Annotated in this window: 20 protein-coding genes; 3 read left to right on the plus strand and 17 right to left on the minus strand. The window is 57.6% G+C overall.

Going from position 1 to position 23,089, the window contains the following annotated elements:
* The 3 genes from GOV90_RS10710 to GOV90_RS10720 form a co-directional block, all read right to left on the minus strand.
* On the minus strand, positions 1 to 1,992 hold the full coding sequence (locus tag GOV90_RS10710) for a proline/glycine betaine ABC transporter permease (RefSeq protein ID WP_171094834.1): 1,992 nt from the start codon (positions 1,990 to 1,992) through the stop codon (positions 1 to 3).
* The gene (locus GOV90_RS10715) at positions 1,989 to 3,011 is read right to left on the minus strand and encodes a glycine betaine/L-proline ABC transporter ATP-binding protein (RefSeq protein WP_171172846.1); all 1,023 of its coding nucleotides are present in this window, start codon (positions 3,009 to 3,011) and stop codon (positions 1,989 to 1,991) included. Before GOV90_RS10715 ends, GOV90_RS10710 begins: the two co-directional genes overlap by 4 nt.
* Positions 3,012 to 3,085: 74 nt before the next feature.
* Positions 3,086 to 4,021: an ABC transporter substrate-binding protein gene (locus tag GOV90_RS10720; RefSeq protein ID WP_171094837.1), complete on the minus strand. Its 936-nt coding sequence runs from the start codon at positions 4,019 to 4,021 to the stop codon at positions 3,086 to 3,088.
* Positions 4,022 to 4,236: 215 nt separating this feature from the next.
* On the opposite strand from GOV90_RS10720, the gene GOV90_RS10725 reads away from it, so the two are divergent.
* Positions 4,237 to 5,010, plus strand: a complete 774-nt coding sequence (locus GOV90_RS10725; RefSeq protein WP_171094839.1) for a DeoR/GlpR family DNA-binding transcription regulator — start codon at positions 4,237 to 4,239, stop codon at positions 5,008 to 5,010.
* Between the two features lie 4 nt (positions 5,011 to 5,014).
* Here the strand turns inward: GOV90_RS10725 and GOV90_RS10730 are convergent, their stop codons facing one another.
* The 13 genes from GOV90_RS10730 to hutI all read right to left on the minus strand — a co-directional run bounded on the left by GOV90_RS10730 (position 5,015) and on the right by hutI (position 19,338).
* Positions 5,015 to 5,770 carry a methyltransferase domain-containing protein gene (locus tag GOV90_RS10730; RefSeq protein WP_171094842.1) on the minus strand — a complete coding sequence of 252 codons (756 nt, stop codon included), beginning with the start codon at positions 5,768 to 5,770 and terminating at the stop codon, positions 5,015 to 5,017.
* Positions 5,767 to 6,387, minus strand: a complete 621-nt coding sequence (locus GOV90_RS10735) for a DUF452 family protein (protein WP_171094844.1) — start codon at positions 6,385 to 6,387, stop codon at positions 5,767 to 5,769. Before GOV90_RS10735 ends, GOV90_RS10730 begins: the two co-directional genes overlap by 4 nt.
* Positions 6,384 to 7,670, minus strand: a complete 1,287-nt coding sequence (bioA, locus tag GOV90_RS10740; RefSeq protein WP_171094846.1) for an adenosylmethionine--8-amino-7-oxononanoate transaminase — start codon at positions 7,668 to 7,670, stop codon at positions 6,384 to 6,386. Before bioA ends, GOV90_RS10735 begins: the two co-directional genes overlap by 4 nt.
* Positions 7,667 to 8,287: a dethiobiotin synthase gene (bioD, locus tag GOV90_RS10745; RefSeq protein ID WP_171094848.1), complete on the minus strand. Its 621-nt coding sequence runs from the start codon at positions 8,285 to 8,287 to the stop codon at positions 7,667 to 7,669. Before bioD ends, bioA begins: the two co-directional genes overlap by 4 nt.
* Positions 8,284 to 9,417: an 8-amino-7-oxononanoate synthase gene (locus tag GOV90_RS10750; protein ID WP_171094850.1), complete on the minus strand. Its 1,134-nt coding sequence runs from the start codon at positions 9,415 to 9,417 to the stop codon at positions 8,284 to 8,286. The genes bioD and GOV90_RS10750 overlap by 4 nt, the downstream gene beginning before the upstream one ends.
* Positions 9,414 to 10,394, minus strand: a complete 981-nt coding sequence (gene bioB / locus GOV90_RS10755; RefSeq protein WP_171094852.1) for a biotin synthase BioB — start codon at positions 10,392 to 10,394, stop codon at positions 9,414 to 9,416. The genes GOV90_RS10750 and bioB overlap by 4 nt, the downstream gene beginning before the upstream one ends.
* A 114-nt stretch (positions 10,395 to 10,508) precedes the next feature.
* Positions 10,509 to 11,357 (minus strand): carboxylating nicotinate-nucleotide diphosphorylase, encoded by an 849-nt coding sequence (gene nadC / locus GOV90_RS10760; protein ID WP_171094854.1) that lies wholly within the window; start codon positions 11,355 to 11,357, stop codon positions 10,509 to 10,511.
* Positions 11,354 to 12,922, minus strand: coding sequence for an L-aspartate oxidase (locus tag GOV90_RS10765; RefSeq protein WP_171094856.1), 1,569 nt, complete (start codon positions 12,920 to 12,922; stop codon positions 11,354 to 11,356). Before GOV90_RS10765 ends, nadC begins: the two co-directional genes overlap by 4 nt.
* Positions 12,923 to 12,928: 6 nt before the next feature.
* On the minus strand, positions 12,929 to 13,978 hold the full coding sequence (gene nadA, locus GOV90_RS10770; RefSeq protein WP_171094971.1) for a quinolinate synthase NadA: 1,050 nt from the start codon (positions 13,976 to 13,978) through the stop codon (positions 12,929 to 12,931).
* 143 nt (positions 13,979 to 14,121) lie between these two features.
* Entirely contained in the window at positions 14,122 to 15,804 is a 1,683-nt protein-coding gene (gene hutU, locus GOV90_RS10775; RefSeq protein ID WP_171094858.1) for a urocanate hydratase, read from the minus strand.
* Positions 15,801 to 16,595, minus strand: a complete 795-nt coding sequence (gene hutG / locus GOV90_RS10780) for an N-formylglutamate deformylase (protein WP_171094860.1) — start codon at positions 16,593 to 16,595, stop codon at positions 15,801 to 15,803. Before hutG ends, hutU begins: the two co-directional genes overlap by 4 nt.
* The gene (gene hutH, locus GOV90_RS10785; protein ID WP_171094862.1) at positions 16,592 to 18,130 is read right to left on the minus strand and encodes a histidine ammonia-lyase; all 1,539 of its coding nucleotides are present in this window, start codon (positions 18,128 to 18,130) and stop codon (positions 16,592 to 16,594) included. The genes hutG and hutH overlap by 4 nt, the downstream gene beginning before the upstream one ends.
* The gene (hutI, locus tag GOV90_RS10790; protein ID WP_171094864.1) at positions 18,127 to 19,338 is read right to left on the minus strand and encodes an imidazolonepropionase; all 1,212 of its coding nucleotides are present in this window, start codon (positions 19,336 to 19,338) and stop codon (positions 18,127 to 18,129) included. Before hutI ends, hutH begins: the two co-directional genes overlap by 4 nt.
* A gap of 84 nt (positions 19,339 to 19,422) precedes the next feature.
* On the opposite strand from hutI, the gene GOV90_RS10795 reads away from it, so the two are divergent.
* Entirely contained in the window at positions 19,423 to 20,784 is a 1,362-nt protein-coding gene (locus GOV90_RS10795) for a formimidoylglutamate deiminase (protein WP_171094866.1), read from the plus strand.
* Between the two features lie 80 nt (positions 20,785 to 20,864).
* The gene (locus GOV90_RS10800; protein ID WP_171094868.1) at positions 20,865 to 21,566 is read left to right on the plus strand and encodes a GntR family transcriptional regulator; all 702 of its coding nucleotides are present in this window, start codon (positions 20,865 to 20,867) and stop codon (positions 21,564 to 21,566) included.
* Here GOV90_RS10800 and phnY read toward each other — a convergent pair.
* Positions 21,560 to 23,008: a phosphonoacetaldehyde dehydrogenase gene (gene phnY / locus GOV90_RS10805; RefSeq protein WP_171094870.1), complete on the minus strand. Its 1,449-nt coding sequence runs from the start codon at positions 23,006 to 23,008 to the stop codon at positions 21,560 to 21,562. The genes GOV90_RS10800 and phnY overlap by 7 nt on opposite strands.
* Positions 23,009 to 23,089: the final 81 nt, after the last annotated feature.

Below are 23,089 nucleotides of genomic sequence, written 5' to 3' on the forward strand. Positions count from 1 at the left end.
TTAACTCTCCAGTCCAAAGCGGATGCTAGCCTGACGGGCACCTGCATTGATCAGGCGGTCGGCAATGATGGCAATGAACGCGATGGCCAAACCCGCGACCAGACCCCTGCCCGTATCTGCCTTGGTCAGGGCGATATAGACCTCTTGCCCCAGATCGCGCGTACCGACGAGTGCAGTGATGACCAGCATCGACAGGGCCAACATGATGGTTTGGTTGATGCCCAGCAGAATCTCAGGCAGCGCCATGGGCAGGCGGATATGGTGCAGCAATTGCGCACGGGTGCAGCCGGAAACCAAACCGGCCTCAATCAGTTCCTCACTGACCGAGCGCACACCATGTGCCGCATAGCGCACGGCTGGGGCCAGCGCATAAAGGACGATTGCGATCAGCGCAGTGAAATCTCCGACCCGGAACAACATCACAACGGGGATCAGATAGACAAAGCTGGGCAGGGTTTGCAGCGTGTCGATCAGCAGGTTGATCACCGCTCCGGCGCGTTTGTTCAAAGCCGCCAGCACCCCCAGAGGCACCCCGATCAGCGTAGCAAGGATCACCGAGGCTCCGCACAGATAGACCGTCACCATCGCTTTGGACCACAGTCCTGACACAAGGATTAATGAGGCCATTCCTCCGCACAACAGTGCCAGACGCCAGCCGCCCGCGTGCCAGCCCAACAAGGTCAGCATCGCAATGGCCCAGGGCCACGGGATGCCCAGCAGAACCGTCTTTATCGGGATCATGAACCACGTGAGAAAGAAGACCTTGATCGCCTCGAACACGTCGAAATAGTTGACGTTCAGATACTCGACGGTGTTATCCCAGAACGCGCCCGTGGTGATTGTCTGGCTGTCGGGATACTCCAACAGCAGCGGCGAGAACTGGCCAAGCACCCAGGTCACAACCAAAAGGATCAGCACCAAAACAGTCCGGCGATGGCGCGCGACCCACGAACCCGGTTGTTCGTGATGCACCTGCCCCATGCGTTCGGCAAATGCCTGACTAAGCCGATCGACAGCGATGGCCAGAACCACGATGGCAATCCCGGCCTCGAACCCCGCACCAATGTCCAGACGGCGCAGTGCAGCGAGGACGTCGAACCCCAGCCCTCCGGCCCCGATCATCGAGGCGATGATAACCATATTCAGCGTCAGCATGATCACCTGATTGACGCCCACCATCAGGCTGTGACTGGCCGATGGGACCAGAACGCGCCACATCAACTGCCGCTGGGTTGTGCCGGCCATGCGACCAAAATCGAGGATCTCGGGGTCCACGCCCTTGAGCGCCAGCGTGGTGATCCGCACCATTGGCGGCGTGGCGTAGATAATCGTGGCAACCAAAGCCGAGATCGGACCAAAGCCAAACATGAACAGGATCGGTACTAGATAGGCAAAGATCGGAATCGTCTGCATCAGGTCCAGAATGGGAGAGATGATCTTTTCGAACAGCGGATGGCGATAGGCGAGGATACCCAATAGCAGCCCTCCACCCGCTCCAATCGGCACCGCAATCAGGACCGAGGCCAGCGTCACCATCGCGCTTTCCCATTGCCCGAAGACAGCGAGATAGATGAAACAGGCCCCGACCAATGCGGCAAGTGCCCAGTCACGACAGTATTGCCCCAAAGCGATGACAGCGGTAATCACAACGATCCAGCTGATCGCAGGCAGGATGACCTGCGCGTCATTGCCCTGACCGCTGACAAACCCGTCCGCCAATAAGGCAAGCACCAGATTATAAGGTTGTTCAATCATCCACGCGATGGCGCGGGTGACATCGGTGAACGAGACAGGCCCGATGGCAGCGTCCTCGATCAGCCACGTCATCGCCGAGGAAATATAGGTCTTGAATGGGATCACCCAGGCCGAGGGGAACTTGGTCAGCCAACGTGCATCCAGCGCTTTGCCCAGATCGCGGCCATAGTACCCAAGCACGATTGTGATCAGAACAAGGGCCAGAGCAATGGCCTGCGCCCGGTTCAACCGGATCATGCCGCGTCTCCGTCGCCGAATAGAACATGCGCAACAGCTTTGCGATCAATCGCTCCCATGGGTTGCCCCTCTGCATCCACAACAGGGATCGGCGCATCGGCGGCGATGATGCGTTCGGCCACGTCAGAAACGCGAGCAGATTGCGCAATTGGCTCTCCTTCACCTGCGGCGCCGGGGGTCATGACCCCGCCGACGGTCAGAACCTTCGAACGCGGGATATGTCTTGTGAACTCCGCCACATATTCCGTGGCAGGGTGCATCACCAGCTCTTCCGGAGTGGCGATCTGAATCACTTCGCCATCTTTCATGATGGCGATGCGGTCTGCCAGGCGGACAGCCTCTTCAAAGTCGTGCGTGATGAAGACGATGGTCTTGTGCAGGCGTTCCTGAAGCCGCAGAAACTCGTCCTGCATCTCGCGCCGGATCAGGGGGTCGAGGGCCGAAAACGGCTCATCCAGAAACCACAGATCGGGTTCGGTCACCAGCGAACGGGCGATACCCACACGCTGTTGCTGGCCGCCGGACAACTCACGCGGATAGTAGTCCTCGCGCCCTTTCAGACCAACCAGTTCCACCACGTCCCGCGCCTTGGTTTCAGCTTCGGCTTTGGGCGTGGACTGAATGGTCAGAGGGAACATCACATTCTGCAAGACGGTCAGATGTGGCAGCAATGCAAAATGCTGGAACACCATGCCCATCTTGTGGCGTCGAATTTCAATCAGTTCTTTGTCGTTTGCACGTAACAGATCAGCGTCGTCAAAAATGACCTCACCACCTGTGGGTTCAATCAAGCGCGACAGGCAACGAACCAAAGTCGATTTCCCCGACCCGGACAGCCCCATAATGATAAAGATCTCGCCTTCCGCGATGTCGATATTGGCGTTGCGCACGGCCCCAATCAAACCTGCATCACGGATGTCATCCGCCGACGGGTTGGGGTTTTGCTTCAACAGCGCTTCAGCGTTTGGCCCGTATAGTTTCCAAACGTTGCGGCAGGACAGTTTCGTCTTGGGGGGCATCGGTGTGGTCCGGTAAGTTTGCAAAAAAGGCCAGAGCGGTCCGAGAGAGCGAAAGGGCCGCTCTGGCCAGTGGATTATTTTGAGATCCAACCCGACCAGCGGTCTTTGTTGGCCTCCATCCACTCTGAAACAACACTGTCAATTTCCACGCCGTCCAGATCGGCCTTGCCGACCATCGCACTCATTTCGTCATTGTTGATGTTGTACGCCTCGATGATGTCATAAGCACCGGGCCATTTCTCCTGCAAGCCGGACCAGGCAGCCTTCCAGATTGGCCCACGCGGCTTGCCGCAGTCATAAGCCATGTTGGGATTCACACCAACCGAAGGGTCGCTATAGCATTCGGCCGAAAATGGCGGGAATTCTACGAATTCACCCTCATACTTGGCCGGCGCCCAATGGGGTACGTAAACCCACAGAACGATCGGATCTTGCCGTTGATAGGCAGATTCAAGCTCGGCAAACAAAGCTGCATCGGTACCCGCATGTACCACCTCGAAATCCAGCTCCAGAGCTTCGACACGCTCTTCGTCGAAGCCGCCCCAGGTCACGGGCCCACCGACATAGCGGCCGCTTGGTGCGGTTTCAGCGGTCGAGAATTCTTCCGCGCAATCGCGCAGAGCTTCCCAATTCGGCAGCCCCGGACAACGCTCTTTCATGTAGCTGGGATACCACCACTCTTCGATGGCCATCAGACCGGTTTCCCCGACATTTACGACATTGCCCGAAGCCGTCGCTTCGTCCAATGCCTCGCGGCCGGTTGTCTCCCAGATTTCCATCGCCAGATGCAGGTCACCCGTTTTCAGGCCAGCGAATTGGGCAATGTAGTCAGCCTGAACGTATTCGACGTTGTAGCCCGCTTCTTCAAGGATCGAACCCATGATCTTGGTATTGATCAGCTGACCGGACCAGTCGTGCAGCGTAAGCTTGATCGGATCAGTGGATTCCACCGCCCAGGCTGACGTAGCAGCCGCAACAGCAAGTACCGAAAGTCCCAGTTTGCATTTCATAACACCATCTCCCTGTCGTGAATTTTTTGATGAATCGGTGGCATTGAAGACAGACCAACACACTGTGGGGTTTTGTGTCAATAAAAACCAAGTAAAGCCACATATTTTTAATTCTGAGCTCAAATATTCTACTATGTTTTGGCGTAATGTTGCTTTCTGTGGGTGTTGTGGTATCCCTAAACTACCCGTATGACGGGACTATCAGAGCGAAAAACATGAACCTTAAAACCACCAACCAACGAGAAGAAGAGATTCTGCGCGCGCTGTTTCGCACAGGCGGATCCTGTCGCGTAAGCATCCTGGCGAATGAGTTGGGCGTTACGCTGGAAACCATTCGGCGCAATGTGCGCAATCTCGAGGAACGCGGCATCGTGCGTAAGGTTCATGGTGGCGTCCATCTGTTGGAGGACATCCTGGAGCCGTCGCTGGAAAGTCGGCTAGACAAGAAGGTTGATGCAAAAGAAAAGCTGGCCAAAGCAGTGGCCGAAGTCATCAGCGACGGAGACTCGGTCTTTCTGGATATTGGCTCGACAACAGCTTATGTGGCGCAGGCTCTGTGTGACCATAACAACCTGTTTGTGGTGACGAATTCGGTTTTTGTTGCCCAGACTCTGGCGTCCCGGAACAATAACCGGGTGTTTATGGCAGGCGGTGAACTGCGCCCCCATGACGGCGGCGCGTTTGGTGTTGAGGCACAGGACCTAATCAAACGTCTGAACGTCCGGTTTGCTGTTCTGTCGGTTGGGGCGGTCAATGCCGAGTCCGGCTTTATGCTGCATGACCTGCAGGAGGCCAACCTGGCGCGTATCGCCGCTCAGAATGCCCAGGTTCGCATCGTTGTCGCTGACGGAGAAAAGCTGGGTAAGCGCGCGCCGGTCACTTTGGACTCTGCCAGACAGATCAATCTGTTCTTTACGGACACCCGTCCGTCAGAGGATATCCGCCAGATGTTGTCTGCAAACGAAATTGATCTTGTTGTCGCCGAATAGGTGCCTATCGCTTTTGAGCGACAATCCAAATCGGGTGATATGTCAAAGACACCCCGTTGGCCGTTCCAAAATTTCGCACATAGTCTTCTTCAAACCGGGCCAGAGTGGACTTGGTCCATGTCCCTTTTGCACGCCCATTCACCCCGGTTCTGCGCAGATATTTTAAAACGTCCCTTGGTGTTTTGAAGAAAGATGGCCGGATGCATTCTCCAGCGGCCAGAACCTGCATCGACCCTTCGACAGCTGCGACTAATGAACGGGCTTCGCAAAGTCCGGGTGCGTGTGCAGTTGATCCGATGCGGGACAACTCTTGATATTGCTGCGGTCCAAATCCTGAAATGGCCAACCAACCACCGGGGGCCAAGGCATCGACTGCCTGCTGCAACAATCCGGCCGGGTCTTCCATCCACTGGATCATCGAGGCCGAGGCGACCAGATCAATCTGATCGGGCCATTGCACCGAGCGCACGTCGCCTGAGATGAATGCTGCTGCTTCGGCCTCTGCCGTCACTTGGGCTTGTGGCGCGATGTCGTTCACGATGAAATCGGGAAGATCGAAGTTTTGCCGCAGCATTCTGGTCAGGTGCCCGGTACCACATCCCATTTCAAACGTTGTGTGAAACTGAGCCGGAGCACCGACACGGCAGAGTTCGGAAACCAATTTTTCCGCGACCCAAGCCTGTTGACTGGCTGTGTCGTGATAGGTTTCGAAGCTTCTGCTGAAACTTCGTTGCACCTTATCCGCCAATTGCACGATCATGATAGCCACTCCGCCCAGGTCTGACCCGCTTGGAAAGGCACATGGAGCCCGGCGATGGATCTGACTTCGCTGAAAGAATGAGCCCAGGCCGCCTCTTGCGCCTTCGTCGGAATGACGCGGTCACGCTCGGGTATCCACACCAGATCAAACCCAGGGTCCGATGCCGGTCCGCGTTGAATCACCGAATGCAGCTCTTTTTGCGCGGCGGCAATGTCCAGGTCCGGTGCGTCGCCGCGCAAGCCCGCGCGGCGGCAAAATTTGGCAAAGCTGGAGGTCGTAAGTTGATCCGCCGTAGCCCGGATCATGTCAGGCGCTATTCCGCGGTCAGGACAAGACGGGTGCAACGTGCCGCTGACCGCAACCAGCCGGTCGGGACGAAACGAAGTGTTGGCCAACCAATGCGCAGCGGATGCGACGCCAAAGGAAAACGCGAGCATGTCGACACGGTCAAAACCTGTCAAATCAGGCAAGGGATCATCAAGCCCGGTATAGTCATCAATCAGCAAAACAGACGCGTCACCGGTCAGACCCTGGAACGGTGCAGCACCAAGCGCCCAACCCCCGAACACAAGGATCAGAGTGCCGTCGTCTGATTGCTCCAGCCACCTGTGCTTCATCCCTGCCCCCCAGCCAGCCCGACCATTGCGCTCGTGACCTGGCTGAGCTCATCAGGAGAGATGACGTAAGGGGGCATACAATAGATGTTGCGCGCGAAGGGGCGCAGCCACACTCCGGTCTTTGGGGCCAGCCGATGGGCGACAGAAGGATCAACCGTATCCTTCATTTCGATGACGCCGATGGCACCAAGGACTCTGACATCCGCTACGCCGGGCAAATCGCGGGCTGGCTCCAGTTCGGCGCGCATCTGGGCCTCAATATCAGACACGTGGCGTTCCCAATTTCCCTCGGCCAGTAGACCGAGGCTGGCCGATCCCGCGACACAGGCCAGAGGGTTGGCCATATAAGTCGGGCCGTGCATGAACACGCCCGCTTCACTGTTGCCGATGCCATAAGCCACCTGCTCGCTGGTAACCGTTGCCGCGAACGAGATATGTCCACCGGTCAGCGCTTTGCCCAAGCACAGAATATCGGGTTTGACGTCAGCGTGATTGATGGCGAACAACTTGCCGGTACGGCCAAAGCCGGTTGCAATCTCATCGAAGATAATCAGCACGTCATGGGCGTCGCACAAAGCGCGGGCCGCGCGCAGCCATTGAGGGTGATAAAAATACATGCCACCTGTGCCTTGAACCACAGGCTCAAGGATCAGGGCCGCCAGTTGGTCGCCTTTTTCGGCAAGCAACCGTTCCAGCGGCTCCAACCCGTTCTGCGCAGAATCTGCGGGCCATTCGTCACCCAGCCGCACATGAGGGCGCGGCAGGAAGTGCTGGATCGACAAAGCCCCGCGGAACAACCCGTGCATACCAGTGACCGGGTCGCAGACGCTCATCGCCTTCCAGGTATCGCCATGATAGCCGCCCCGAATGGTGGCGAACTCGAATTTACCGGTGCGGCCATGGGCCATTTGGTATTGCACCGCCATCTTCATCGACACTTCGACCGAGACCGAGCCACTGTCACAGTAGAAAATGCGGTCCAGTCCCTCGGGCAGCATGTCGACCATCCTGCGCCCCAGATCTACGGCCGGTTGGTGTGTCAGCCCCCCGAACATCACATGGGGCATCTTCTCCAGCTGTTTCTGCATCGCAGATGTTATCGCAGGGTGTTTGTGGCCGTGGATTGCACACCACCACGAGGACATGGCGTCGATCATTTTCACGCCGTCTTCCCGGTACAGATAAACGCCCTCGGCCCGGTCGATTAGGTGCATCGCGCCGGGGTTGGCCACGTTGGTGTAAGGGTGCCACAGGTGGCGGGCGTCAAATTCGAGCGGGGTCACAGGAACCTCCGAATGGTGGCAACGTCAATCGCCGAAAAGGCATCTGCCAGGCTTTGCTGTGTCAAATCGCTGAGCATCGGAAGCCGCCCAAGGTGACGAACATTACTCATCTCAACGATAGTTTGTTCAACACCCGGCTCAGCCTCACCGACAAAAGCAACACCCACGACCTCGCATCCCGCTCGTCGCAGGGCCATCAAGGACAATGTCGTGTGGTTAATCGTTCCCAGCGCGGTGCGTGCGACCAAGACCACCGGAGCCCGCCATTGCGCGATCAGGTCCAGATAATAGCTTTTACGGTTCAGCGGCACCATCAGGCCCCCTGCCCCCTCAACGACCAGCGGCCCGTCAACTTGCGGCACAGCAAGGCGCGACAGATCAATCTCAACACCCATGTCTTCGGCAGACAGATGGGGTGAGGCGGGCATGTTCAGGCGATACGCCTCGGGCAGCACTTCGACTCCCGACAAGTTTAGAACGGTTTCTGTGTCCGTCGCATCTTCCAGGCCCGACTGAACGGGTTTCCAATACCGGGCATTCAGAGCCGCCGCCAGACCAGCGGAAAAAACGGTTTTCCCGACGCCTGTGTCGGTTCCGGCAACGATCAGCGCGCTCATGCGGCCTCCGATTGATAGCTGGCGATGGTTGCAAACAGTGCCGAGATGTCTTCGTGGGCGACATTTCCGGTGATCGAAACACGCAGTCTGGACGTTCCCTTGGGAACGGTGGGGGGACGGATGCCTCGGATGTCAAAGCCCTGTTGCTGCAAGGCAGAGGCTGTCGCCATCGTTCTGGCCTCGTCCCCCAAAATAACCGGGATGATCTGGCTGGTCAGGGCCGAAGCCGGCAGTCCTGCTTGCCGGGCCACATCATGCGCATGGCCAACGCGTTCGCGTGCAGCAGCAACCAAACGATCATTGGCAGCCAGCTCTTGCAGAGTGGCCCGCACCAAAGCAGCGTTCAAAGGCGAAGGCGCGGTTGCAAAGATAAAGGGTCGCGCGCGATTGATCAGCGTATCAATCATCACACGCGGGCCACAGATCAACCCGCCCGCAACACCCAGACCCTTACCGCAAGTGTGCAGGGTTAAGAGGTTTGCGCTTAGATCATGGGCCAGACCTTTGCCATTCAGGCCAAAAACGCCAGAGGCGTGCGCCTCGTCCACAATCAGAATAGCGTCAGTGTCGCGCGCCAAGGAAGCCAGGTCCTCTAGCGGAGCAAGGTCGCCTTCCATGGAATAAACGCTTTCCACAGCAATCCAGATGTGGCCCGCACCACCCGTTGACCGCCATTCGGTTAAAACATTGCGCGCATCTTCTACGTCATTGTGGCGGAAGGCACGCAGATCCGCGCGGCTGGCACGCATCCCTTCATGGGCACTGGCATGAACCAAAGCGTCATAAAGCACCAGATCTCCAGCCGCTGGCAGGGTGGAAAAGATCGCCTGATTGGCCTGAAACCCTCCGCCCATGAAAAGCGCGGCTTCAGATCCAAAGAAAGCGGCAGCTTCCTGTTCCAGTGCCTCATGTTCAGAGTGATTACCCCGCAGCAAGCGCGAGCCTCCGGACCCAACCGGCACACCGCGCGCCAAGGCGGCCTGCGCTGCATCTTGCAGCAGTTTTGACCCCGCCAAACCCAGATAATCGTTCGACGCAAAATCCAAACCCTGCGCAGGGATCAAAGCCCGGCGGCGGTGCCGGGCTTCAAGCGCATCAAGCATGGATTCCAGCCGATCGACTGCTTTCATTCGGCAGCTTCCGTGCGTTTATGCTCTTCCGCCGTTTCGGCCTGAATGCCAAGTTTCGCAAACAGGACCGAGTCGGTGTCTTCCTCGGGGTTTTCCGCTGTCAGGAGCGTTTCGCCCACAAAGATCGAGTTCGCACCGGCGAAGAAACACATCGCCTGCATCTCATCGCTCATGTCACTACGTCCAGCAGACAAGCGAACGTAAGATTTGGGCATCAGAATGCGGGCGGTTGCGATGATCCGCACAAAGTCGATGGGATCAATCGGCTCTGCATCGGCCAATGGTGTATCCGCCTGCGGCATCAGCATGTTGATTGGCACCGAATCCGGCGGAGGGGTCATATTGGCCAGGGTCAGCAGCATGTCGATACGATCACCGGTATGTTCGCCCATACCCAGAATACCGCCCGAGCAAACCTTGATACCCGCTTCCTGCACCCGGTTCATCGTGTCGATCCGGTCTGAGAATGTCCGGGTGGTGATCACTTCGGAGTAATAGCGCTCAGAAGTGTCGATATTATGGTTGTAGTAGTCCAACCCGGCGTCGCGCAGCTGGACCACCTGAGTGTCATCCAGCATGCCCAACGTCATGCAGGTTTCCATACCCATCGCCTTGACGCCTTCAACCATGGCAACCAGAGCAGGCATGTCGCGCGGCTTGGGCTCACGCCATGCGGCCCCCATGCAGAACCGGGTCGCTCCGCCATCTTTGGCTTTCTTAGCCTCGGCCAGAACACGCTGAACTTCGATCAGCTTGGACGCTGGCAGGGTCGATCCGTTGCGGGCCGATTGCGAGCAATAAGCGCAGTCCTCGGCACACCCACCGGTCTTGATCGACAACAGCTTCGAGGTCTGAACCTTGTTGGGGTCAAAGTTTTCACGGTGCACGGTTTGTGCCCGGAACAGAAGGTCCATCAAGGGAAGATCATGAACAGCTTGCGCAGATTTTCGGGTCCAGCCGGAATGAGGGATGATCATTTTATCTATAAAACTTCCTGCAGCTTGCGTTGCCGCAGATTTATTATCGATAAAACTGAATTGCGCAACCGTGTTGGCGCAAACGAGCCCAAATCAAGCGGAAATGCCGCGCCTTCAGAAATCCAGCCCCAGATCCACAGTACGCGCGGAATGGGTTAAGGCACCGGACGAGATATAGTCCACGCCGGTTGCTGCGATGGACGCCACGCGCTCAAGGGTTACGTTCCCGCTAGCTTCTGTTTTCATCTGACCATCTACCATGGCAACAGCTTCGCGCAGCATGTCGTTGTCCATATTGTCCAGCAACACGACCGAGGCTCCGCCAACTTTCAGGACCTCGGCCAACTGATCCAGACGGTCAACTTCGATTTCAACCGCCATCATGTGGCTGGCCTGGGCCTTGGCGGCTTCCAATACCTGACGAATACCGCCCGCAGCAGCGATATGATTGTCCTTGATCAGGATCGCGTCGGACAGGGAATAGCGGTGATTGTAACCGCCTCCATGCAACACGGCCTGCTTTTCAACGATACGCAGGCCAGGCGTGGTCTTGCGCGTGCAGGTAATACGAGCGTTGGTGCCCTTGGTCTGTTCCACAAATGTGGCCGTTTTGGTGGCAATGCCGGTCAGGCGTCCGGCAAAGTTCAGCGCGACCCGCTCACCCGACAGGATTGATGCAGCAGATCCTTTAATGGTCATCAGCGTGTCACCACGACGACAGGGCGCGCTGTCTTTGACCAGCACCTCAACCTCAAGCGCGGGGTCCACCAGGCGGAACGCGATTTCGGCGACCTGCATTCCGGACACGACAGCATCTTCGCGTGCATTCAGCCGGGCCGTATACGTGGTCTCCTGCGGGATCACGGTGCGTGTGGTCACATCGCCGTAGCTTCCCAAATCCTCCATCAGCGCCGTGCGGATCACAGGCTCAAGGATCAGATCTGGCAGGGTTGAAAATGTCATGTCAGTTCCTTGCAAGCTTCGGCCCGAATACGCAGGGCCTCAGAGAGATACATTTTGGAGCGTTCACCGGATTCGCCACCAGTTTCCGGGAAGTCAGAGCGTTCATGCGCCCCGCGGCTTTCTTCGCGCTGCAAAGCAGAGGCCGCAATCAGCGTCGCCGTCGCGCACATGTTCCTGAACGAGGGACAATCACCATGGCGCGCCTCTAACTCGGCTATGGTTTTCAATGCGCGGGTCAGTCCTGAACGTTCCCGGACGACACCGACATCACGGGTCATGGTATCGCGCAACTCTTGGACTGCTTGCGCCGTATCAGATGCCTCGCAGGGAGCGAACTGCAAGTTTATCGGGTCGGTATTTGTACCGGCGGGCAGCGACTTCGCTATGCTCTCAGAACAGATTCGGGCAAAGACCAGCGCTTCGAGCAACCCATTCGATGCCAGACGGTTGGCCCCGTGCAGACCCGTCGAAGACGCCTCACCACAGACCCACAACCCGTCCATTGTGGCCCGACCATCTGTATCCGTCGCAATGCCGCCCATATGGTAATGGGCCGCGGGGGCAACCGGGATCGGGTCGCTTGCAGGGTCAATACCGCTGCGCGCGCAGGAGGCTGCGACCGCAGGAAACAACTCATGGATTCGCGCACCCAAAGCGTCGCGTGTGTCCAGCATGGGTCGATTGCCTGCCTGCACTTCGGCAAAGATCGCACGCGCCACGACGTCGCGCGGGGCCAGTTCAGCGTCCGGGTGAACGGCCTGCATGAACCGGCTGCCCTGCTTGTTGATCAGGATCGCGCCTTCCCCACGCAGCGCTTCGGTGGCCAAAGGCGCAGGATCTTCGCCCACATCGATGGCTGTTGGGTGAAACTGAACAAACTCGGCATCAGCAATAAGCGCCCCGGCGCGTGCGGCCATGCCAATAACTTGCCCCCGAATGCGTGCCGGGTTGGTTGTCAGCGCGTAAAGCCCGCCCGAGCCGCCACCCGCCAGCAGCACCGCAGGTCCACGTAAAGTAATGGGTGCAGAGCCAGTCTGTCTTGCCTCCTGCAGCACCACCCCCGAGACTTTGCCCTTTTCCACGTCCAAAGCCACCGCAAGGACGCCTTCCAATATCTGAACCGAAGGAGTCTCGCGCACGCGCTCGATTAGGGCAGCCATGATTTCACTGCCCGCCTGATCGCCTTTCACGCGCACAACACGGGCGTAACTATGCGCGGCTTCTCGCGAAAGAACGTAACCGCCATCTTCAGCGCGGTCGAAGGGCGTGCCAATCTCGGTCAGGTCAAGGATGTATTCTCGTGCTTCGCGAGTGACCAGGTCGGCCACATCAGGCTCGACGGTGCCTGCGCCGGCATTCACGGTATCGACAGCGTGACTCTTCGGGCTGTCCGCCAAATCCATCGCCGCCGCGACACCCCCTTGCGCCCAGGCTGAGCTTGCCCCCTGCCCCAACGGATCAGGTGAGATCACCACCACAGGGCACGGTGCCAGCTTCAACGCCGCATAAAGCGCACCGATACCGGCCCCGACAATGATGACCCGATCCGTGGTAACGTCGGTCATTTGAAATCAGATGCCCAGCTTGCGGGACAAATCGATCATGGCCTGAACGGATTTGCGTGCCTTTCCCGCCACGTCTTCTGCAACTTCGACCTGACCTTCCATCGTGTGCAGGGCGTAGAGGATTTTTTCCAGCGTGATCTTCTTCATGTACGGGCACATGTTGCAGGGGCCCACAAAATCGACCTCGGGCAGCTCGTCGGCAATATTCGACGCCATCGAGCATTCGGTGATCAGCATCGCCTTTTCGGGCTTCTCGTCATGCACGTATTTGATAATACCGCTGGTCGAACCCGAATAGTCCGCTTCGGCCACCACATCTGGCGGGCATTCGGGATGAGCGATCAGCCGTGTGCCTGGATTCCATTCGCGGAAATCGCGCAGGTCCTGAGCTGTATATTGTTCATGCACGATGCAGGACCCAGGCCAATAAACCACGTTCTTGTGGCTTTGATTTGCGACATTCTGCGCCAAATATTGATCCGGCGTCATAATAACTGTGTCGCTTTCCATCGCGTTCACGATCTGCAACGCGTTGGATGATGTGCAGCAAATGTCGGAACCCGCTTTGACCTCGGCTGTGGTGTTCACATAAGACACAACCGGTGCACCGGGATATTTGGCCCGCATCTCTTCGATTCCGTCTGCGGTGATCGATTCTGCCAGCGAACAGCCAGCCTCCATATCAGGCATAAGAACGGTTTTCTGAGGGCCCAGGATTTTCGACGTCTCGGCCATAAAATGTACACCGGCCTGAACGATCACATCCTCTTCCACCTCGCTGGCTTTGATCGCCAATTGCAAACTGTCGCCGACGAAATCAGAAACACCATGGAAAATCTCGGGCGTCATGTAATTGTGCCCAAGGATCACAGCGTTACGTTCTTTCTTGAGCACGTTGATGGCCCGAACATAAGGCGCGTAAATCGCCCAGTCCGGTGGGCTGACCACTCGGTCCATACGGGCAAACGTGTCATTCATCTCATTGGCCAGCGTGGCCGATGGAGCGAGGTCATAGACGTCCGAAAGAACCGAGCGGACATGTGTAATATCGAGCAACGGGCGAGCCACCTTTGTCAGTTGTCGTAAGCCTTGCGGGCCGCTTAACGGCTTAGCCCTAGCCGAAAGCCACCCGGTTCGAAACCGGAAATTTCAGCGTTAGCGCTAAGCCAAACAGACAAATTCAAAGTTGGATAAGCAATTCAGCCCAGAATGCCCGGCAAACGCAGCCCATGCTCACGTGCGCAGGCTTTGGCATCCTCATAACCGGCATCCGCGTGACGCCAGACGCCCGAGGCCGGGTCGTTCCACAGCACTCGCTCCAACCGCTTGGCTGCTGCATCCGTGCCGTCGGCGCAAATGACAACACCTGCGTGCTGAGAGAAGCCCATGCCAACACCGCCGCCGTGATGCAGCGACACCCAAGTGGCACCTGACGCGGTATTGACCAGAGCGTTTAGCAAAGGCCAATCGCTGACAGCGTCAGAACCATCTTTCATTGCCTCGGTTTCGCGGTTGGGCGAAGCGACCGAGCCGCTGTCCAAATGGTCTCGGCCGATGACAACGGGCGCTTTCAGTTCGCCGTTTCTGACCATCTCGTTAAATGCCAACCCAGCCTTATGGCGGTCGCCCAACCCGATCCAACAGATGCGCGCGGGCAGTCCTTGAAACGCGATGCGTTCCTGCGCCATGTCGAGCCAATTGTGAAGATGGGTGTTCTCGGGGAAAAGCTCCTTCATCTTGGCATCGGTCTTGTAGATGTCTTCAGGATCGCCCGAAAGCGCGCACCAACGGAACGGGCCTATGCCACGGCAGAAAAGCGGACGGATATAGGCGGGGACAAAGCCGGGGAAGGCAAACGCGTTCTCCAGCCCTTCATCCTGCGCCACCTGACGAATGTTGTTGCCATAGTCCAGCGTCGGTACGCCCGCGTTCCAGAAATCGACCATTGCAGCGACGTGCTGTTTCATCGAGGCGCGTGCGGCTTTCTCAACGGCCTTGGGATCGCTTTCACGCTTGGCGGCTGCTTCGGCCAAGGTCAAGCCCAAAGGCAGATAGCCATTGAGCGGATCATGGGCGCTGGTCTGGTCGGTAACGATATCGGGGCGCATCCCACCGGCCTGCATTCGCCGGTAGATCTCAGGGAAAATTTCAGCCGCATTGCCTAAAAGGCCAACGGATTTGGCCTCGCCCGCTTTTGTCCAGCGGTCGATCATCTCAAGCGCATCGTCCAGCGTTTCGGCCTTTTCATCTAGGTATTTGGTCCGCAGGCGGAAGTCGATGCTGTCGGGGTTGCATTCAACCGCCAGACAGCAGGCCCCGGCAAAGACAGCAGCCAGAGGCTGCGCGCCGCCCATGCCGCCCAGACCCCCGGTCAGGATCCACTTGCCGGTCAGGTCCCCGTCATAATGCTGACGCCCGGCTTCGGCAAAGGTCTCATAAGTGCCCTGAACGATACCTTGCGTTCCGATATAGATCCACGAGCCAGCGGTCATCTGGCCATACATCATCAGACCCTTCTTATCGAGCTCGTTGAAATGATCCCAATTGGCCCAATGCGGCACAAGGTTTGAGTTCGCGATCAGCACCCGAGGCGCATCCGTGTGCGTGCGCACAATGGCCACCGGCTTGCCGGATTGCACGACAAGCGTCTCATCCTCTTCTAGATCCTTGAGGCTGGCGACGATGGTATCAAAATCGCTCCACGTCCGCGCCGCGCGCCCGATGCCGCCATAGACCACCAACTCATGCGGGTTCTCGGCCACATCCGGATGCAGGTTGTTCATCAGCATCCGCATTGGTGCCTCTGTCATCCAGCTTTTTGCGTTCAGTTCCGGCCCTGTGGGCGGATAGACGTCGCGGGTGTTCTTGCGAGGATCGGTCATGCAGCAATCTCCAATGCGGTGTCCTGGATGGCGTCCAGTATATCTTTGAGCCATCGGCGCAGCCGGTTGGCTTTGGTGGTGTCATATGTCCAAGGCGCAGTTTCAGCGCTCAGGTAGGTGGACTGCGCTAGTTCCATCTGAATGGCGTGGAAGCCCTCGGTAGGGCGGCCATAATGCCGAGTCGTCCATCCGCCTTTGAAACGGCCATTCAAAATGGTGCTATAAGGTGAGGATGACGCGAACTCATGTGAGATGGCTTCAATAACTGACGCGCACGTCACGCCATTGTTTGTTCCGATGTTCAGATCAGGCAGAATGCCATCGAAGAGAAACGGAATGTGGCTGCGGATCGAGTGGCAATCATACAAAATGGCTATCCCGTGGATCGCCTTGACCCGCTCAAGCTCGGCCAGCAGCGCGGCATGATAAGGCGCGTGAAACGCCTCGCGTCTTTCGACAATATCCTTCTCTGCTGGCGGGATATCCCAGATGTTTTGCCCGTCAAAATCTGTAAGCGGCACCAAGGTCGTCGTGTTTTGACCGGGATAAAGCGATACGCCGCCCGGGTCGCGATTTGCATCAATCACATAACGATGAAAAGTTGCCCGCACAGTGGTCGCACCGGGCAGGAGCCCCTCGTAAAGCGTGTGGATGTGCCAATCCGTATCCGCCAACTCCCTGCCCCGTGTATTCAACTTGGCTTCGATCGAGGCGGGCACATCGGTGCCGGTATGTGGCAGGCCCAGAACGATAGGGCCATCGCCCCGCGTGACTTCGACCGGGCCGCTCACGCGCCAAGCTCCGGCATCGCGACACCTGTGCCATGGGCGATCTCGCCACTTGCAATCAGGGCCGAGGCTGCTTCGATCTCGGTCGCCATATATCGATCATCGCCCAAGGCTGGAACGACCGCCCGCAGGCGCGCCATCACGCCTTGTAGCGTTTCGCTTGTGGGCAATGGCGCTCGGAACTCGACACCTTGCGTCGCGCAAAGCAATTCGACACCCAGAATACGTTCCAGATTGGTGACCATCTGTCCCAATCGCCGCGCGCCATGGGCGGCCATCGAGACGTGATCTTCTTGATTGGCCGATGTGGGCGTTGAATCTGTAACGCAGGGATTGGCTAAGTGCTTGTTCTCGCTCATCAACGCGGCGGTTGTCACCTCAGCTATCATATAGCCCGAGTTCAGGCCGGGATTTGGCGTCAGGAAAGGCGGCAGGTCAAAACTCAGTGCCGGATCGACAATCAGCGCAATACGGCGTTGCGCAATCGCCCCGATTTCGGCCACGGCCAGTGCGATCATATCCGCTGCGAATCCCACCGGCTCGGCGTGGAAATTTCCACCCGAGACGATCAGCCCGGCCTCGGACAGAACCAAAGGATTGTCGGTGGCTGCGTTCGCTTCAATCTCAAGCGTGGTTGCTGCTTGGCGCAACACATCCATGGCGGCACCTACCACCTGAGGTTGGCAGCGGATGCAATACGGGTCCTGTACGCGGGTGTCACCTTCTCGATGGCTTTCTCGGATTACCGAGCCTGCCAGAATGGCACGCATCGTTACGCCTGCCTCGATCTGGCCGCGATGACCGCGCAGTGTGTGGATCTCCGGCTGCAATGGCGCGGTAGATCCCATGATTGCATCTGTGGTGAGAGCCGAAGTGACCAATGCGCTCTGCGCCGCTTGCCACGCACCAAACAGCCCTGCCAGTGCGAAAGCCGTCGAGAACTGAGTGCCGTTGATCAGTGCCAGCCCTTCCTTAGGGCCCAACTCAACGGGTGTTAAACCCGCCGCCGCCAACGCCTCACCACCGGGCAAAACACTTCCGCCGAATTCGGCCTCTCCCTCGCCCATCATAACGGCGGCCATATGCGACAGCGGTGCCAGATCGCCTGACGCACCAACCGATCCTTGCGCGGGGATCAGCGGGGTCACACCTTCGTCCAGCATAGCCTCAAGCAGGTCGATCAGTTCCAGCCGCACGCCAGAGGCACCGCGTCCGAGGCTGAGCAGTTTCAGCACCATCATCAGCCGCGCAACCGCGCGTGGAATGGCGGGACCAACACCACAGCAATGGGACAGAATTAGATTGCGTTGCAGCGTCGCGGTGTCCTCGGCCGCGATCTTGACGCTGGCCAGCTTGCCAAAACCGGTATTGACCCCGTAAACCGCAGCGGCGCCCGCCGCTGCATCGGCAATACGGGCATGCGCCGCGTCGATACCGGGCCGGCAACCCGGATCCAGCCGCACGGCAAACTCTTCTCGGAAAACCTGTTCCAGCTGCAGCAGAGTAACAGCGCCGGGGATGAGCGTGAGGGTCGTCAAATTACGCCTCCGAGTATTCGGGTGTGAAGGGGATTGAAGCCAACGCGATAGGCCAGTTCCGCCGGATGGGTGATGTTCCACACAGCCAAGTCCGCGCGCAATCCAGCGACGATCCGCCCGCAATCCTGCAGACCCAACGCGCGCGCCGCATGGGCGGTGACCCCGGCCAGAGCCTCTTCGGGTGTCATACGAAACAGGGTGCAGCCCATATTCATGGTCAGCAACAGTGAAGTGACCGGAGCTGATCCGGGGTTGCAATCGGTGGCAAGCGCCATTGGCACACCATGTTTGCGCAACAGATCTATTGGCGGGGCCTGCGTTTCGCGCAGAGTGTAGAAGGCCCCCGGCAGGATTACCCCGACAGTACCGGCATCGGCCATGGCCCGAACGCCTTCTTCATCCAAGAATTCGATGTGATCGGCGGACAACGCATCATAAGAGGCGGCCAGTTTTGCGCCCCCAAGATTGGACAACTGCTCGGCATGGCATTTGACCGGCAGGCCAAGTTCTTTCGCCACATCAAACAACGGAACAAGTTGATCGGGAAGGAATGCGATACCTTCGCAAAAGGCATCCACCGCATCCACCAGACCCTCTTTATGGGCTGCGCGCAGGGTTGGAATGCAGACCTCTGCAATGTAGGCCTCGGGCCGGTCTTTGTACTCCTCTGGCACTGCATGTGCGCCCAGAAAACTGGTTACGACACGTACCGGGCGATGATCCGGCAACGCGCGGGCAGCGCGCAGCATGTTCAATTCCGTATCACGATCCAGACCATAGCCGGATTTGACTTCGATCACCGATACACCCTCGGCCAGCATTGCGTCCACGCGAGGCAACGCCTGTGCAATAAGGTCATCAATGCTGGCGTTACGCGTGGCTTTTACCGTCGAGATGATACCCCCACCCGCGCGCGCCACTTCTTCATAGCTTGCACCGTTCAATCGCATCTCAAACTCGACGGCGCGGTGGCCACCATGCACCACATGGGTGTGGCAATCGATCAGCGCGGGCGTCACCAGACGACCTTCAAAGTCGGTTCGGGGCAGCGCGGCAAATTTGCTGGGCAGTTCAACCCGAGGACCCACCCAGGCAATACGGCCGTCTTCGACTGCAATCGCCGCATCTTCGATCAGCCCATAGGCCGTAGATCCCGCGATCATCGTTGTCGCGTTCAGATCTGAAAATACCCGATCTTGCGAGTGCATCCGACTCTGCGCCTCCTTGCAGTTCTCTCTTTTCTCGTACATTTCTATATGTAATATGTCTATCCATAAAATGAGGTGAAATTCATGGCGATCTTTGCGAAACGTGCTCTGTTGAGTACGGGATGGACAAATAACCTGCGGGTCGAGATTGAAGACGGCAGAATCGCAGCCTTGCACGCCGAGACATCGGCCCAGACCGATGATGTGTCTGTGGATACTTTGCTGCCTGCCCTGGCCAACTTGCACAGCCATGCATTTCAACGCGCCATGGCCGGAATGACCGAATACCGCATGGCAGGTCGCGACAGCTTCTGGACATGGCGTGATCTGATGTACCGCTTTACGACGCACCTTACACCAGACCAGATCCAGAAGATCGCCAGCTTGGTGTATATGGAGATGCAAGAGGCCGGATACGCCTCAGTTGGAGAATTCCACTATCTGCATCACCAACCAGATGGCTCGCCCTATGACCGACTGGCCGAGTTGTCTGACCGGATCATGGCAGCCGCTGTCGAGACAGGGATAGGACTGACCCATCTTCCTGTGCTGTATTCCTATGCCGGGGTGGGCAAAAAACCTCTGGAGACGGGGCAAGCTCGGTTCGGTAACGATGTGGATCGTTTCTGCATGTTGGTGGATCAGGCCAAGGACGCGCTCGGAAATTTGCCCGAAGACTGCCGGGTCGGCTTCGCGCCGCATTCATTGCGCGCGACCTGTCCTGGCGATCTCGCGCGGGTTTTAGCGACGCAAGGTGAAGGTCCTGTTCATATCCACATCGCCGAACAACCCAAGGAAGTGTCCGAGGTGATGGCCGGTCTGGGCGCCCGCCCGGTTGAGTGGTTGTTGGACAATGTCCATGTCGATGCCAACTGGTGCCTGATTCACGCCACGCATATGACCGAAGACGAAACACAGGCCATGGCCGCCAGCGGTGCCGTCGCGGGACTGTGCCCCGTAACCGAGGCCAACCTGGGGGACGGCCCATTCAATGGCCCCGCATATTTAAACGCAGGCGGCTCGTTTGGCGTAGGGTCGGATTCAAACGTCCTGATTTCGCTGACCGAGGAACTGAGGACGTTAGAATATTCACAGCGTCTGCGGGATTTGGCGCGCAACGTGATGGTGGTCAAAGAAGGATCGGTGGGACAGACGCTGTATTGTGGCGCAGCCAAAGGCGGAGCACAAGCGCTCGGTCGTGAAGCTGGTGTGATAGCCAAAGGCAAACTGGCCGACCTGATGGCCATCGACAGCCAGAACCCTGCGCTTTGTGCACTGACATCTGAACAATTGCTTGATGGGCTGGTGTTTTCAGCAAAAGATAAGGTCGTCACCGATGTGTGGTCGGCGGGCCGCCATCAGGTGCGAGGGGGTCGCCACGTTGCAAGGGATCAGATCGTATCAAATTATCAACGAACCATGGCGGATCTTCTTGCAAAACTGTAACGGGTCGCTCTGCCCTTTACGCAGCACACCAAAAACGCTCATAACAAGTTTATGAATATGCTTAACGGAAAAACCACAGCGTGACCGATCAAAAACATGTCGGCTTTCAGGATATTCGGGATGAGGTCATCAACCGAATTCAAACCCGCGTCTGGCCGCAGGGCAGTCTGTTGCCAACGGAACTGGAACTGGCGGCCGAATTTGGCGTTGCGCGGGCCACGGTTAACCGCGCGCTGCGCGAGTTGGCAGAACAAGGTATCGTGACCCGAAAGCGCAAGGGGGGCACGCGTGTCGTGACCACGCCTGTAAAGCAAGCCAAACTGCCGATCACAGTGGTGCGCCAAACCATCGAAGAGATGAACGCCGAATATCGCTATGCGCTTGTCAGCAGAAGCGTGATTGATTGCCCCGCTTGGCTTCAGGCCAAGTTGAGCATTCCCGAAGGCACCCAAGTCGTGCATCTGCAATGCATGCACCACGCCGACAACCGCCCTTTCCAATTTGAAGAGCGTTGGATCAACATCGAAGCTGTGCCTCAGGTCGTGAACGAAGATTTTCTGACTACCGGCCCAAACGAATGGCTGTTGTCCGAAGTGCCTTTTTCAAACGCCGAGATCGCGTTTTCCGCTGTTCCGGCCACTGCACTCTTGCAGGACTTCCTTTCAGTCCCTCCTGGAACACCCCTGTTTCAGTTGGAACGCACAACTTGGTTCCGCAAAGACCCTGTGACTTTCGTGCGTATGACCTTTCACCAAGGCTACCAAATGCGCACAACCTACTGAGGCCAGGGCAGCGAATAGGTTTTGACGTTGGTGAAAAACTTCATTGCGTCAATCACGCCTTCTTTTACTCCGTTACCGCTGTCCTTGATCCCTCCGAAGGGTGACATTTCGATCCGATAGCCGGGTTGCTCCCAAATGTTGCAGGTGCCCACATCCAGACCATTGATGTATGCGATGGCCCGGTTCAGATCATTGGTGCATACACCTGACGACAAGCCAAAAGCGGTGCTGTTTGATATCTGCATAACCGCAGTGTCATCGTCGGGCACGCGCACAATCGGAATAATCGGGCCGAAGGTTTCTTCCATGACCAACTCACTGTAATGAGGCACTTTGTCGACGACAATCGGCGGCAGCAATGCGCCCTGCCGACCGGGATGGTAAAGGATTTCCGCCCCCTGCTCTGCCGCCTTCATCACGCGGTTTTCAAACAGCTCTGCCGCGTCAGCATGAATGACGCAACCGAGTTCAGTTTCGGGGTCCTGAGGGTCACCGAACCGGATGGCCTTTGCCTTTTCCAACACCATTGGAACAAAGCGATCCGCCACGCTGTGTTGCACCAAAATACGTTTGATCGCGGTACAGCGCTGGCCGGAATTCCCAGTGGCCCCGGCAACGGCAATTGTCGCGGCGCGCTCTAGATCCGCGTCGTTCAGATCATTCAATACGATCAGCGGGTCGTTCCCGCCCAATTCAAGCGCCAGTCGTCTATAACCTGCTTTTGATGCAATGAGCTTCCCAACAGGAACACCACCGGTGAAGGTGATGATGTCGATATTATCATTGGTGATCATTTCGTCGCCAATGTCCTGTGGCCAACCTGTCACGATCTGGAACATCTCGGGGGGCAGGCCCGCCTCGTATAGAATATCGGCCAGTGTCAGTGCTGTCAGTGGCGTCAGTTCAGTCGGCTTGCAAACCATACAGTTATTGGTCGCAATCGAAGGCGCAATCTTGTGACTGACCATATTCAGAGGATGGTTGAACGGTGTAATCGCGCTGATCGCCTTGACGGGCTCGCGCTTGGTAAAGATCTTCCGAGCCTTCCCGTTACGGGTCAGATCGCAGGAAAATACCTCACCATCGTCTTTCAGGGCTTCGGCGGCGGCGAACTGAAACACGTCTTGCGCGCGTTTGGTTTCATAGATCGAATGCTGAAGGCAGATACCCAACTCAAGCGTCAACCACTTGGCCAGATAATCGCGCTTCTCTCCGATTAACTCGCCAGCACGGCGCAGGATTTGGCTGCGCTCATACCGCGTCAGGCTGGCATTGTAACTCGCCGCGATTTCAAACGCGTGCCGCGCATGTTCAGCAGTACCGGCGGGGACAGTGCCAATCACGTCATTTGTGTAAGGGTAGTGTACGGGCACGACGCCATCAGTGAACACCACCTGTCCCCCGATACGCATGCCTTCGTGGCGAATTTCCATGTTGCTCATGCCGTGCCCCATCGCTCTGAGAGCCGCAGGCAGATTCCTGCGGATTTCGATACGCCAAGCGATAGAGCCGCCCTTTGCCTT

It is taken from the genome of Ruegeria sp. HKCCA5929 (genome assembly GCF_013034525.1).
In the GTDB taxonomy this organism is placed as follows: Bacteria; Pseudomonadota; Alphaproteobacteria; order Rhodobacterales; family Rhodobacteraceae; genus Ruegeria.